The sequence below is a fragment of the Streptomyces sp. NPDC093252 genome (genome assembly GCF_040683675.1).
Lineage (GTDB): Bacteria > Actinomycetota > Actinomycetes > Streptomycetales > Streptomycetaceae > Streptomyces.
The window spans coordinates 15,447-29,089 of sequence record NZ_JBFBEM010000029.1 but is presented as its reverse complement, the minus strand read 5'-3'; the positions used below and the strand labels follow the sequence as shown (position 1 = coordinate 29,089).

Here is a 13,643-nt window from a genome sequence, read left to right as displayed (position 1 = left end):
GCACCCCGCTGAGCCCGAAACCACCCACCGCGAGCGACGCGCCCTCCGGCACATCACCCACCGCCGCCGCAGCCGAGGCGACCACCTTGTCCATCCCCGAGCCCCCTTCTCTGTCCGGCGTCCCGACCGCCCCCGGGACCGTCGCACGGCCGGATTAGTCAGGGCACTGATTATTCTTTCAAGCCGTCCCTCACGCTGCCACCGGGACCGTGGAACCGTCAAGACCTGGTATATCTCGGGATCGGCGCGGGGGGCTGGGCCGGGACAGGGGGCGTGGCGGCCCGGTATCGTTCAGTGCACCGACGAATTGATGCCGGAGAGCACCGGCATCACCACCCACGGATCCGGACCACGGGAGCGCATATGGCCGCGGTGGACATCTCCACCCACCCCGGGCACCTCGCCCGACGGCTCCAGCAGGCGCACTATCTGCTGTGGAACACGATGGTGTCCGAGGAGATCACCTCACCGCAGTTCGCCGTCCTCAACGCGCTCGTCGCCGAGCCCGGCCTCGACCAGCGGACCGTGGGGGAGCGGGTGGGGCTCGACCGCTCGACCATCGCCGAGGTGATCACCCGGCTCTGCCGCCGGGACCTGCTCGACAAGGTCCGCGACCCGCAGGACGGCCGCCGCTCCCTGCTGCGCCTCACCGACGAGGGCAGCCGCGCCCACCGCCGCCTCGCGCTGCGCGCGGCCCGGATGAACCAGGTGTTCCTGGCCCCGCTGACCGGGGACGAGCGCACTCAGTTCCTCGATCTGATCCGCCGGGTGGCGGACGCGGCGGAAGGGCTCCGCAACCCGACGGAGCCGACCCCGGACCGGGCCACCGATGGGGCCGCCGACCGGGCCGAAGACCGGGACGCCGATCGGGCCGCCGACGGGGCCGAAGACGAGGCCGCCGACCGAGCCACCGATCGGGCCGCCCGCTGAGGCGCACTCTGTGGGGACGGGGGCTCACTTCTCCGCGAACACCACCCACACCTGCCCCTCCGCGAAGTTGAGCGGCCTGCCGTCATCGGTCGTGAACCGGGTCCCGCCGGAGGCGTCCGGACGGCTCCACTCGGCGTCGTACGCCTTCCCGTCCCGCAGTACCTGGGCCGTGCCCGAACCGACGGTCTCGGTGTAGGGGGTGTGGTTGCCGTTGGAGTCGTGGAAGGCGGACGGGCGGACGGTGACGTGCTGGACGACCACGGTCGCCGGGGCGACGGCCCCCGCGTCGGTGGTGACCGCCTCCCGGCCGTCCATCGCCACCAGCCAGCGGTGCCGCTGCGACGACCAGGTGAAGGTGTACTCGGCGGCGGGGTAGCGCACGGTCGTGGAGTTCACCGGGGTGCCGCCGGACGGCGCCGGGCCGTACCGGAACCCCGTGGTCAGCGCGTCGGCGCCGGGCGGGGCGGAGAGCAGCTTGCCGGGGTGCAGATACAGGTTGTGCGGGGAGGCGCGGTCGGCGGAGCGGGTGTAGGCGTCGGCTGCGGTGTCCGGGGACTCCGGGTGCACGGGCGCCGCGTCGATCACCGGGAGCAGCTTGCCCTGTGCGCCGGAGAAGGCGAGCATCGGCTCGTCGAACTGGCGCAGCAGTTCAAGGTCGCTCTCCCGCGCGCTGCGCACCGGCCCGACCTCGGCGGGCAGCCGGGTCGCGTAGAGGGCCATCAGCCGGCTCAGCCCGCCCTCGACCTGCTCGACATAGACGATGTCGGCCGCGTCCAGCCCGGTCTGCGGCCGGGCCTGCGGCACATTGTCGATCTTCACGGCGAGTACCGGGCCGGTGGCGGTACGGGGGCTCTGCGAGGTGGCCGGGGGCGGGCTCACCGGGGCGCGGCCGTCGTCCCTGCCGGTGCCGCTGGTGCAGCTCGCCGTCACCGAGACCGTCGCCGCGGCGACCAGCAACGCCGCCGCCCGTGTGATCCGCCGTCTCCGCACCATGCCCACCGCAACCACCCGCCCACTCATGTACCCGATTGTGCGCTTATGGATAGTTTGATGGCCCTACCCTCCGATTGTCCGAACCGCTCGGCGAGGGTCAGCGGATTCACCGGAAACGGGAGAAAACCGGGCTGAACGGACGAGCGTGGGAGGGGGTACCCCCTCTGGGGGAGGAACTGGGCGACGCCCTCGCCGACCCGCAGAGACCCCACTTCCTCACCCACCCCCGAACACCTCCCCGAGGTCATAAGAGACCGGCTCCTCCAACTGCCCGTACGTACAACTCTCCGCCACCCGATCCCCCCGCCACCGCCGAAACCTCGCCGTATGCCGGAACCGGGCCCCGTTCTCCATGTGGTCGTACGCCACCTCCGCCACCCGCTCCGGCCGCAGCGGCACCCAGGACAGATCCTTCTTCCCGGACCAGCGGCTCGGCGCCCCAGGCAGTCGCGCCCCCTCGTGCGCGGCCTCGTCCGCCCAGGCCGCCCAGGGATGCCCGGCCGCGTCCGCCATCCGCAGCGGCTCCAGTTCCCCGATCAGCTCCTCCCGCCGCTTCATCGAGAACGCGGCGGACACCCCGACATGCTGGAGGACGCCCCGGTCGTCATACAGCCCGAGCAGCAGGGACCCCACCACCGGGCCGCTCTTGTGGAAGCGGTAGCCCGCCACCACCACATCCGCCGTGCGCTCATGCTTGATCTTGAACATGGCCCGCTCGTTCTGGAGATACGGCAGCGCCGGCGGCTTGGCGATCACCCCGTCCAGCCCCGCCCCCTCGTACTGCTCGAACCAGCGCGCGGCCAGCTCGGTGTCGGTGGTCGCCGGGGCGAGATGGACCGGGGCGGTGACCCCGGACAGGGCTCCGACCAGCAGCGCCCGCCGGTCGGAGAGCGGCACGTCCAGGACCGATTCGTCGTGCAGCGCGAGCAGGTCGAACGCCACGAAGGACGCCGGGGTGCGCTCGGCGAGCTGCCGGACGCGGGAGTCCGCCGGGTGGATCCGCTCGGTGAGGGCGTCGAAGTCCAGCCGTCCGCCGCGCGCGATGACGATCTCGCCGTCCAGGACGCAGCGCTGCGGCACCCGGTCCCGCAGCGCCGCCACCAGCTCGGGGAAGTACCTGGTCAGCGGCTTTCCCGTGCGGCTGCCCAGCTCCACCTCGGTGCCGTCGCGGAACACGATCGCCCGGAACCCGTCCCACTTCGCCTCGTACTGCATGCCCGGCGGGATCTTCGCCACGGACTTGGCGAGCATCGGTTTCACGGGCGGCATCACCGGCAGATCCATGCCTTGGATTCTCCGCCCCTGCCGGGCATTCCGCCCGATATGCGAGGTATGAGGGGTGCGCCTACCGTGGCTCGCATGGGCGAAGCGGTGGAGCTGGAGGTGGCCGGGCGGACCGTACGGCTGTCCAGTCCCGGCAAGGTGTTCTTCCCGGAGCGCGGGTTCACCAAGCTGGACCTCGCGCGCTACTACATCGCCGTCGGCCCCGGCATCCTGCGCGCCCTGCGCGACCGCCCGACGACCCTGGAGCGCTACCCCGACGGTGTCACCGGGGAGTCCTTCTTCCAGAAGCGGGCGCCCAAGAACATGCCCGACTGGATCCCCACCGCCCACATCACCTTCCCCAGCGGGCGCAGCGCCGACGAGATGTGCCCGACCGAGGAGGCGGCCGTGGTGTGGGCCGCCCAGTACGGCACCCTCACCTTCCACCCCTGGCCGGTGCGGCGCGCGGACGTCGACCACCCCGACGAACTCCGGATCGACCTGGACCCCCAGCCCGGCACCGACTTCGACGACGCCGTGCGCGCCGCCCACGAACTGCGCGCGGTGCTGGACGAGTTCGGCGGGCTGCGCGGCTTCCCCAAGACCTCCGGCGGGCGCGGACTGCATGTCTTCGTGCCCATCGAGCCGCGCTGGACCTTCACCCAGGTCCGCCGCGCCGCCATCGCCGTGGGCCGGGAGCTGGAGCGGCGGATGCCGGACCGGGTCACCATCAAGTGGTGGAAGGAGGAGCGCGGCGAGCGCATCTTCGTCGACTACAACCAGACGGCCCGCGACCGCACCATCGCCTCCGCCTACTCCGTGCGCCCCCGCCCGCACGCCCCCGTCTCGGCGCCGCTGCGCTGGGAGGAGGTGGGTGTCGCGCACCCGAAGGACTTCGATCTGGCGACCATGCCGGCCCGGTTCGCCGAGGTCGGTGACGTCCACGCGGACATGGACGACCAGCGCTACTCCCTGGAGTCCCTGCTCGATCTCGCCGCGCGCGACGAACGCGACCACGGCCTCGCCGATCTGCCGTATCCGCCGGAGTACCCGAAGATGCCGGGCGAGCCGAAGCGGGTCCAGCCGAGCCGCGCGAAGAAGGACTGACCGGAGCCGAGGTCGCCGGCGCCGAGAGGGCCCGGAGCTGAGGGAGGCCGGAGCTGAGGGGGGCGGAAACGCGCGGGGCCGGAAACGCCCCGGGGGCCGGTCCCGGACCCGCCGTCATGGCGTGCCCGGAACCGGCCCCCGGCCTCTCCCGGTCCCTCCCCGGTGTCCCGGTGTCCCGGTGTCCCGGGCTCCGTCGCCGCTCAGGGCGCCAGACAGGCGGTCCCCGGCACCTCGGTGGGCACCCCGAGACCGCCGAGCGAGATGAGCCCGGTCACCTCGGCCACGGCGCAGTCGACCGTGGCGATCGGGTCCGGGATGGCGACGGCGGGCGCGGACAGGGCGCCGACCAGGGCGAGGGCACCGAGGGCGACGGCTGCGATACGGGGCATGAACTTCCTCCAAGGAAGCGACGGTTGTGTCGCGTCGAGCCTGCCCCGATGTGTGCGCCCATCTCCCCTCGGTCACTCGAACGAGTCTGCTGAATCGATCCAGCCACTCCCGGGGTTCACGGAGCATCGATTTTCAGACTGATGATCCTGATATCGGCCAATTAGTCACGGAATGCACCATTCCCGCTTGTGGGGACCAGGAGGTCTGGACCAATCTTCCCCGTGTCATCACGGGCGGAACCCTGATGACCCCGACGAAAGGGAGGACACCGTCATGTCCCTGCGCAAGATGTTCGCCACCGCCGCCGTGGTCGGCGCGGTCGCCACCGCCGGACTGATCGCCGCTCCGGCCGCCCAGGCCGCCACCCCCGCCTCCGCCTCCGCCTCCACCGCCTCCGACACCCAGGTGGGCCCCACCCGATGGGTCCCCTGGGGCACCTACACCAGCCAGGGCGCCTGTTTCTACGCCGGCAACTGGGCGGTCATGAACGCCGGCGCCTCCTACTTCAACTGCTACGAGATCGCCCCCGGCCAGTGGGCCCTGGAACTCTGGCGCCCCTGACCGGACCGCATGAAGCGCCTGCGACCGCTCCCCCGGTCGCAGGCGCTTCGCCGTGCTCTTCCCTCCCCCCTACCTCCCTCCTACAGCTCCTTGATCCGGATGTCCCGGTACGAGATCACATCCGTGGTCCCGTGCACCTGGAGCCCGAGATAGCCGGAGGCGTACCGGCGTCCGTCCGTGCCCGGGTCGTCCCCGCGCGGCGGGACGAACTCCTGGCCGCCGTTGTTGTCGAACTCATTGATCAGCACACCGTTGCGGTAGACCGAGTAGTGCTGGTCGACCACCCGGATCTCGTAGTCGTTCCAGGTGCCCTTCTGGGTCACGCCCGCGCCGGCCAGGCCCACCCGGTCGAAGCCGTAGACCGAGCCCGTCTTGTACATATCGCCGTCGGGACGGTCGAGGACCTGCACCTCGTGCCCGAACTTGATGGCGACCCACTCCGGCCGGGACTCCTCCGGATGGTTCAGCACACTCGGGAAGCGCACGAAGACACCGGAGTTGGCGTTGCCCGTGCCCGGGGCGTCGTCCCGCCATTGCAGCCTCAGCGAGAAGTCGCCGTACTTGCGCTGCGGGAACCAGAGCATGCCCATGCCCGCCGTGGTGGTGCCGCTGGTCATCGAGCCGTCCGGGTTCAGCGCGAACGCACCGCCACCCACCTGCTGCCACTTGGCGAACGACGCCGCGGTGCCGTCGAAGATCGGGGTGTAGCCCGTCGTCTGGCCCGGTGTGCCGATGCCGGACTGCTTGGCGGCCCGGGTGATCGCGTTGTACTCGCGCTGGTCGATCACCCCGTCCTTGCGCAGCTTGTCCAGCACGGACTTGACGTGCTTGAGGAACAGGGCGTGGGACGTCCACCGCTTCTCGTCCTCGATCAGCTCGTTGATCCGGCACCGGCTCTCGGTCAGCCGGTTCGGCACCCCCGAGTCGACCGTGCCGACGATCACCGTCAGCCGCTCGTCGTACTCGGCGCAGTTCGGTGCGGGCGGGCCGCCCGACACCACGGTGAAGTACGCGGTGCGTGCCGCCGCCGTGTTGCCCGCCCGGTCCGTCGCCCGGTAGGCGAGGGAGTGCGCCCCCGCCCGGTCGACGACGACCGGCCCGGAGTACGTCAGATACGGGCCGCCGTCGAGCGAGTACTCGATCCGCTCGACACCCGAACCGCCCTCGTCCGTCGCCGTCACCGTCACCTTCGCGTTGCCGATGTACGCCCCGTCCGAGTTGCGCGCGCCCTCCACCGCGACGCCCGTCACCGGTGCCGTGGTGTCCTCGGGCGGCGCCGCCACCACCGTGAACTGCACACTCTTCGCGGCGGCCACATTGCCCGCCTTGTCGGTCGCCCGGTAGCGGACGGTGTGCGTGCCCACCTGGTGCACCATCACCGGTCCGGTGTACGGCTGCCAGGCGCCGGCGGCGCCGATCGCGTACTCGATGGTGTTGACGCCGGAACCGGTGTCCGAGGCGGAGACCGTCACCGTCGCCATGTCGACATAGGTGCCGTCCGGGTTGCGTTCGCCGGTCACGGTCGCCGAGGTCTCGGGGGCGGTGGTGTCGTCGGTCTGGGGGGCGGCCACGGTGAACTCCGCGGCCTTCTCCGCCGAGACATTGCCCGCCTTGTCGGCCGCCCGGTAGCGCACCTTGTGCGCCCCGACCCGGTCGACGACGACCGGCGCGGTGTAGGGCTGCCAGGTGCCCTCGTCGCCGATCGCGTACTCGATCCGGTCCACGCCCGAGCCGCCGGACTCGTCGCTCGCCGTGACCGCCACGGTCGCCGAACCCACGTACTCGCCCTGGGTGTTCTGCGTGCCGGTGACCTGCGCGGTCGCGGTCGGGGCGGTGGTGTCCTCACCCGTGCCCTCGGTCACCACCAGGATGCCCTGCATCATGCCGTGGCCGGGGATCGTGCAGTGGTAGAAGTAGCGCCCCGGGGTCAGATTGACCTGGGCGGTGTGCCTGCCGCCGTTGGCGTCGGACGGGTTGGCCAGGATGTTCAGTTGCACATCGCTGTTGAACTCCGGGTCGCTGGTCACGAACGTCAGGGTGTGCGGCATCCCGGTGGTGTTCCCGGTCGCCGCGCTGTTCTCGAACACGATCGTCGCGGGACCCGCCACCGCGGTCTGCGGCGCCGACAGATAGCGGTCGATCGGATCGCCCGCCGTCCAGGTCAGCGTCTGCTCCGCCGCGGGCGCGGCCGGTGCGGCGGGCGCGGCCGGCTGCTGCCCGAGGGCGGGCGCCGACGCCAGCCCCAGCATCATCAGCACGGCCGCCAGCAGCGCCGTGCACAACCGGCCCCGCCCCACTCCTCTTTCCGTTCCCGGGCGTCTCACTTGGCCCCCTTCGCGAGCTGGCCTGCGGCCGGGGTCGGGCCGCCGCCGGTGTAGGTGACCCGCCACAGCGCCGACTTGCCGTCCGAGGTGAAGAAGCCCCGGCCGTAGTCGAGCGCGTACAGCGCGCCGTCCGGACCGAATCTCCAGTCCATGAGGTTCTTGATGCCGTCGTTGCCGACCGGCACGATCTTCTTCAGCGACTCCGCGTGCACCGGGAGCCCGCCGGAACCGACCGTCTTCGGGTCCATGACGACCGCGTTGCGCGGCTGGTCGGCGTCGTAGAAGTCACCGACGAACCACTTCCCGTCCCAGTACGACGGCCACTTCACCGCGCTCTGCGAGGCGCTGTCGTACCGGTACACCGGCCCGTTCATCGCGGCCTGGCCGCCGCCCTTCAGCCACGGCAGCGCGTACGTCGACTCCTCCTGCCGGTAGGAGGGGAGGCCGTTCGCGTCGCGCGGGAAGTCGGGGCCGCCGCCCTGCGGGGAGTACCAGATGTTGTTGCCGGTCACCGGCGGCAGATTGACCAGACCGTCGTTGTTCGGTGACTCGTTCTTCGGCGCGTCGCAGTCGTACCAGCCCAGCGGCTGCGCGGGATCGGGCAGATTGCGGTCCCGGTAGGGCTGCTTGTTGCCCATGCAGTAGGGCCAGCCCCGGTTGCCCGCCTCGGTGATCGCGGCGAAGGTGTCGTACTTCGCCGGCCCCCAGGTCGTCGACGGCGACCCGGCGTCCGGGCCGACCCAGCCCGCGTACAGGATGTCGGTCTGCCGGTCCACGAAGATCCGGGCCGGGTTGCGCACCCCCATCACATAGATCTCGCCCCGGGTCTTGCCGCCGCCCTCGTCGGGCTCCTTGCCGGTGAAGAGGTTCCCCTTGGGCAGGGTGTACGTGCCGTCCGGCTCGGGGTGGATGCGCAGGATCTTGCCGTTGAGGTTGTTGGTGTTGCCCGCGGTGCGGCGGGCGTCGGCGAAGGAGACGCCCTTGTAGTTCGGCTCCGGGTTGTTGCCCGAGTAACCGCCGCTGAAGCCGCTGGAGTTGTTGTCGCCGGTGGCGATGTAGAGATTGCCCTGCGAGTCCCAGGTCATCCCGCCGCCCGCGTGACAGCAACTGTGGATCTGCACGGGCCACTTCAGCAGCACCTTCTCGCTGCCGAGGTCCAGCTTGTTGGTGGCCTGGTCGAGAGTGAAGCGGGAGACCCGCCGCTCGGCCATCCGGGTGTCGCGGTCGATCCGGTCGTGGGGGGTGTAGTGCAGATACACCCAGCCGTTGGCCGCGAAGTCCGGGTCCAGCTCGATCCCGAGCAGCCCCTCCTCGACCTTGACCAGCTCGTCCCCGCCGCCCTTGTTGCCGAACACGTCCAGCGCCCCGGCCAGGGTCACCTGCCCGGTCTTCGGGTCGTAGACATGGATCTCGCCCTTCCCCTTGCCGATGTCCGGGTTGTTCCAGTCCCGGATCACCGGCTGCGAGGAGTCGGCACCGCCGCGGCCGATGTAGAACACCCGGCCGTCCGGCGCGGTGACCAGCCCGTGCGGCTCGCCGATCTGGTCGTTCTGGCCCGGCTGGTTGGGCCGGGTGAGCCGCTCGGCCTTGTAGTTGCCGGTGATGGTGGCCTTGCAGTCGGCCTGCACCAGCCGGGTGGTCCACAGCAGTGCGCCGCGCAGATGCGTTCGGAAGTCGGTCTCGTCGTAGGCGGCGGCGGTCCCGCCCATCCCGGTGTAGAAGGACCGGCCGCCGTCGTAGTCCCGGCACCAGCTCACCGGGTGGTCCCAGCCATTGGCGCTCGCGCCCGGCTTGTACGTCGACTCGCGGACCCGGGCGACCGTGTGGACGGTGCCGGTCGGGTTCTTCACCCAGTTCGACCAGACGTCCGGCCGTTTCCAGGTCAGCGGCAGCCCCTTGGTCGCCGGGTGCTGACGGTCGCCGATCTCGACCGTGGCGCGCTGGACGTTCGCCGGGCTCGACGGGGCGGGCCGGGCACCGATCAGCCCGGTGAACCAGTCCGAGTAGGGCTCCGCCTTCGCCGCGTCATGGACGCCCAGGAAGCCGCCGCCGGCCTCCATGTACGCCTCCAGACCGGCCTCCTGCTCCGGGTCGAGGATGTCGCCGCCGCCGGTGACGAACGCGATGGCGTTGTAGCGGCCCAGCTTGGTGGCGTTGGTGAAGACGGAGGCGTCGTCGGTCGCCTCGGTGGTGTAGCGCTGGTTGGCCGGACCGGACAGTCCGATCGCCTCGATCGCCTCGATTCCGGCGTTCACCACGGGCGACTCCTCGCCGCCCGCCGCGGAGCCGTAGAACACCAGCACACGTACGTTCGCGCCGCCCGGGGGCGACTTGATGGACATCGTTGTCAGCGCTGGATCGGGGGCCGGGCGGGCGCTCGCGGACGGTCCCGAGAGCAGGCCCGCGGTGACGAACCCGGCGGCCAGTACGGCGGTCAGGGCCCGTCGCCCGGCGCGTCGTGGTCTTGGCGGCGGCTGTCCCGGTGCCCCCGAATCCGGTGCGGGAAAGGGTCTTTGGTGCGTCGTGGACCGCATGTGGTCTTCCGTCCCTCGTCGGTTCACAGTCGGCGCCAAGGAAAGCTAGACCTCTTTGCTCGATTCGCCAATAGGTATGACCGTGAAGAAACAAACTTTGTCCTGAGTGTGGAAAAACCCCCGGGCTCCCGGCTACCGTCCTGAATCCCGTACCGACGTGGGGAGTTCGGCATGGACAGACGCGGATTCAACCGGCGGGTGCTGCTGGGCGGCGCGGCGGTCGCGACATCGTTGTCCCTGGGACCCGATGCCGTGAGCGCCGAGGGCCCGGCCCGTACCGCCCCGGTCGGCGGCGAGACCCGGCGGATCAAGCTCTACGCCGAGAAGCTGGACGGCGGCAAGATGGGCTACGGCTTCGAGAAGGGCAAGGCCAGCGTCCCGGGACCGCTGATCGAGCTGAACGAGGGCGACACCCTGCACATTGAGTTCGAGAACACCATGGACGTGGCGGTCAGCCTCCATGTCCACGGCCTGGACTACGAGATCACCAGCGACGGCACCAGGATGAACAACAGCCATGTCGAGCCCGGCGCCACCCGCACCTACACCTGGCGCACCCACGCCCCGGGCCGCCGCAAGGACGGCACCTGGCGGCCCGGCAGCGCGGGCTACTGGCACTACCACGACCATGTGGTGGGCACCGTCCACGGCACCGGTGGCATCCGCAACGGTCTCTACGGCCCCGTCGTCGTCCGCCGCAAGGGGGACATTCTCCCCGACCGCACCCACACCGTCGTCTTCAACGACATGACCATCAACAACCGCCCCGCGCACACCGGCCCCGACTTCGAGGCCACCGTCGGCGACCGGGTCGAGTTCGTGATGATCACGCACGGCGAGTACTACCACACCTTCCATATGCACGGTCACCGCTGGGCCGACAACCGCACCGGCCTGCTCACCGGCCCCGAGGACCCCAGCCAGGTCATCGACAACAAGATCGTCGGCCCCGCCGACTCCTTCGGCTTCCAGGTGATCGCGGGGGAGGGGGTGGGCGCGGGCGCCTGGATGTACCACTGCCATGTCCAGTCCCACTCGGACATGGGGATGGTGGGCCTGTTCCTGGTCAGGAAACCGGACGGCACGATCCCCGGCTACGACCCCCACGCGGGCCACGGCACCGCCGCGGCCCCGCCGGAGGCGGGGGAGAAGGACGGAGCACCCGAGAAACAGCAGTCCGGGCACGCACACTGACGCCGGGCATCATGGCCGGGTGACCCGACTGCTCACCCGAAGTGACCTGGAAGCCCTGCTGGACCCGGCGGAGTGCGTCGCCGCGCTGCGGGAGGGGTTCCTCCGCGCCCCCGCCGAGGCGGACGGCCGCCGGATCCGGACCGACCTCCCGTTCCCCGGCACGGCCACCGTCCTCGTCCCGGGTCTGCTGCCCGGCATCGACGCCTACACCGTCAAGGTCAACGCCAAGTTCCCGGCCGCCCGTCCGGCCCTGCGCGGAGTGGTCTGCCTGCACAGCGGACGGGACGGCGAACTGCTCGCCCTCCTCGACTCCGCCACCCTGACCGCCTGGCGCACCGGCCTCGCCGCCGCCCTCGGCACGCATGCTCTCGCGGGCGACGGCACGAGGGTCGGCGTGATCGGCGCGGGCGCGCAGGCGGACCTGATGGTCCGCGGCCTGGCGACACTCCGCCCGCGCACCGACCTGGTGGTGACGGACACGGACCCGGCGCGCGCGAAGGCGTTCGCCGCGCGGCACGGAGGCCGGGTCGTCGCGGACGCCCCCGCGGTCGCCGCCGCCTCGGACATCGTCCTCCTCGCCACCTGGTCCCGCGCCCCCCTGCTCGCCCTGGCCGACACCCGCCCCGGCACCCATCTCACCAGCCTGGGCGTCGACGAGCCCGGCAAGCAGGAACTGGCCCCGGACCTGCTCGCGGAGTCTCTCCTCGTCGTGGACGACCGCGAACTGGCCGCCGAGACGGGCGCCCCGGCCGCGGCCGGTCTGCCCGCGGACACCACCCTCGCCGAAGTCCTCCGAGGCACCCACCCCGGCCGCACCACCCCCACCCAGCGAACGGTGTACGCCCCCGTGGGCCTCCCCTGGCAGGACCTGTCCCTGACCTGGCTGGCCTACAACACCCCACCCCGAACCCCCCGAACCCCCCGAACCATCAACCTCCTGACCTGACCACCCAGCCGACAGCCGAGCCCCGGCCCACGCACCCATACCGCTCAGGCCACCCTCGTCAGGGGCGCGGGGAACTGCGCGCCAAGCCACGGCGATCCCGCACTCGCCCCCCTGCCCGGTGGGCCACCTTCTTCAGGGGCGCGGGGAACTGCGCACCGAGCCTCAACGAACCCGCACCCATTCCCCGCCTGGTGGGCCACCCCCCTCAGGGGCGCGAGGAACCGCGCACCCCACCCCAACCCACCCTCACCCACCACCCCCCCTGGCTATCCTGACCCCACCCCCCAAGCCCCCGGAGCCCACAAGTGACCGACCCCGCACCCCACCCCCCGCCGGAGGCGCCCCCGACGTTGGAGGAAGTAGCCGCGCGGGCCGGAGTGTCACGAGCCACCGCCTCCCGCGTCGTGAACGGCAGCGACGCCGTCCGCGCCCCCCTCGCGGAGCGGGTCCGCCGGGCCGTCGAGGAACTCGGCTACGTCCCCAACCAGGCCGCCCGCAGCCTCGTCACCCGGCGCCACGACGCCATCGCCGTCGTCGTCGCCGAACCCGAGAGCCGGGTCTTCGCCGACCCCTTCTTCGCCCTCCAGCTCCGCGGTATCAGCAAGGAGCTGACCGCCCACGACAACCAGCTCGTCCTGCTGCTCACCGAGGGCCGCGACGACCACGCCCGGGTCGGCCGCTACCTGGCCGGCGGCCATGTCGACGGCGCGCTCGTCTTCTCCCTCCACCTGGACGACCCCCTCCCCGCCCTGATCCACCGCGCGGGCGTCCCCGCCGTCTTCGGAGGCCGCCCCGGCTGGCCCGACCCCGAAACCGGCACCGGCACCGGCACCCTGGACACCCCCACCCCCACCGTCTACGTGGACACCGACAACCGCGGCGGCGCCCGCGACGCCGTACGCCATCTCCTCGCCCTCGGCCGCACCCGCATCGCCCACATCACCGGCCCCCCGGACCAGACCTCCGCGGCGGACCGGCTCGACGGCTACCGCGAGGTCCTCCCGGACGGGGACCCGGCACTGGTGGCGGGCGGCGACTTCACCCCGGCCGGTGGTGAGCGGGCGATGCGGGAACTGCTCGACCGGCGGCCCGGCCTGGACGGCGTCTTCGCGGCGAACGACCTCACGGCCGTGGGCGCCCTGCGGGTGCTGCGGGAGCGGGGCGTGCGGGTACCGGAGGAGGTCGCCGTGGTCGGCTTCGACGACATGCTGCCGATCGCCGAGCAGACCGACCCTCCGCTGACGACCGTCCGTCAGGACATCGAGGGCATGGGCCGTCTGATGGCCCGCCATCTCCTCACCCGCCTGCGCGGCCACCCCACCGCCACCCCGCCGCCCACCAGCGTGATCCTCCCGACGACCCTCATCCACCGCGCGTCCGCGTGACGCGCCCCGTCCGCCT

The 13,643-nt window shown here is 71.6% G+C and carries 10 protein-coding genes and 2 pseudogenes; 6 read left to right on the top strand and 6 right to left on the bottom strand.

Features of this window, described 5'->3' with window-relative positions:
* Nucleotides 1–94 (bottom strand): annotated as a pseudogene (locus AB0O01_RS36340) (succinyl-CoA--3-ketoacid-CoA transferase); the annotation flags it as partial.
* A 269-nt stretch (nucleotides 95–363) separates the two neighbouring features.
* Between AB0O01_RS36340 and AB0O01_RS36335 the strand changes: the two are divergent.
* Nucleotides 364–810 (top strand): annotated as a pseudogene (locus AB0O01_RS36335) (MarR family winged helix-turn-helix transcriptional regulator); the annotation flags it as partial.
* Between the two features lie 144 nt (nucleotides 811–954).
* Here the strand turns inward: AB0O01_RS36335 and AB0O01_RS36330 are convergent.
* Complete coding sequence (locus tag AB0O01_RS36330; RefSeq protein WP_365320388.1) at nucleotides 955–1,923, bottom strand: DUF3048 domain-containing protein; 969 nt, start codon at nucleotides 1,921–1,923, stop codon at nucleotides 955–957.
* A 216-nt stretch (nucleotides 1,924–2,139) separates the two neighbouring features.
* Nucleotides 2,140–3,207 carry an ATP-dependent DNA ligase gene (locus AB0O01_RS36325; protein WP_365320383.1) on the bottom strand — a complete coding sequence of 356 codons (1,068 nt, stop codon included), beginning with the start codon at nucleotides 3,205–3,207 and terminating at the stop codon, nucleotides 2,140–2,142.
* A 75-nt stretch (nucleotides 3,208–3,282) separates the two neighbouring features.
* Here AB0O01_RS36325 and ligD point away from each other — a divergent pair, with 75 nt between their 5' ends.
* A complete protein-coding gene (ligD, locus tag AB0O01_RS36320) occupies nucleotides 3,283–4,293 on the top strand; it encodes a non-homologous end-joining DNA ligase (RefSeq protein WP_365320382.1) in 1,011 nt (336 codons plus the stop codon).
* A 200-nt stretch (nucleotides 4,294–4,493) separates the two neighbouring features.
* Here ligD and AB0O01_RS36315 read toward each other — a convergent pair whose 3' ends face one another.
* Nucleotides 4,494–4,682: a hypothetical protein gene (locus AB0O01_RS36315; RefSeq protein WP_365320380.1), complete on the bottom strand. Its 189-nt coding sequence runs from the start codon at nucleotides 4,680–4,682 to the stop codon at nucleotides 4,494–4,496.
* Between the two features lie 274 nt (nucleotides 4,683–4,956).
* On the opposite strand from AB0O01_RS36315, the gene AB0O01_RS36310 reads away from it, so the two are divergent.
* Complete coding sequence (locus AB0O01_RS36310; RefSeq protein ID WP_365320378.1) at nucleotides 4,957–5,244, top strand: hypothetical protein; 288 nt, start codon at nucleotides 4,957–4,959, stop codon at nucleotides 5,242–5,244.
* Between the two features lie 80 nt (nucleotides 5,245–5,324).
* On the opposite strand, the gene AB0O01_RS36305 is transcribed toward AB0O01_RS36310, so the two are convergent.
* Both AB0O01_RS36305 and AB0O01_RS36300 read right to left on the bottom strand, forming a co-directional pair.
* Nucleotides 5,325–7,496 (bottom strand): family 16 glycoside hydrolase, encoded by a 2,172-nt coding sequence (locus tag AB0O01_RS36305; protein WP_365320387.1) that lies wholly within the window; start codon nucleotides 7,494–7,496, stop codon nucleotides 5,325–5,327.
* Nucleotides 7,497–7,564: 68 nt separating this feature from the next.
* Nucleotides 7,565–9,994, bottom strand: a complete 2,430-nt coding sequence (locus tag AB0O01_RS36300) for a ThuA domain-containing protein (protein WP_365320385.1) — start codon at nucleotides 9,992–9,994, stop codon at nucleotides 7,565–7,567.
* A 279-nt stretch (nucleotides 9,995–10,273) separates the two neighbouring features.
* Here AB0O01_RS36300 and AB0O01_RS36295 point away from each other — a divergent pair, with 279 nt between their 5' ends.
* The 3 genes from AB0O01_RS36295 (at nucleotide 10,274) to AB0O01_RS36285 (ending at nucleotide 13,627) form a co-directional block, all read left to right on the top strand.
* Nucleotides 10,274–11,296 (top strand): multicopper oxidase domain-containing protein, encoded by a 1,023-nt coding sequence (locus AB0O01_RS36295; protein ID WP_365320376.1) that lies wholly within the window; start codon nucleotides 10,274–10,276, stop codon nucleotides 11,294–11,296.
* Between the two features lie 19 nt (nucleotides 11,297–11,315).
* Nucleotides 11,316–12,242, top strand: coding sequence for an NAD(P)-binding domain-containing protein (locus AB0O01_RS36290; RefSeq protein ID WP_365320374.1), 927 nt, complete (start codon nucleotides 11,316–11,318; stop codon nucleotides 12,240–12,242).
* 305 nt (nucleotides 12,243–12,547) lie between these two features.
* Nucleotides 12,548–13,627 carry a LacI family DNA-binding transcriptional regulator gene (locus AB0O01_RS36285; RefSeq protein WP_365320372.1) on the top strand — a complete coding sequence of 360 codons (1,080 nt, stop codon included), beginning with the start codon at nucleotides 12,548–12,550 and terminating at the stop codon, nucleotides 13,625–13,627.
* Nucleotides 13,628–13,643: the final 16 nt, after the last annotated feature.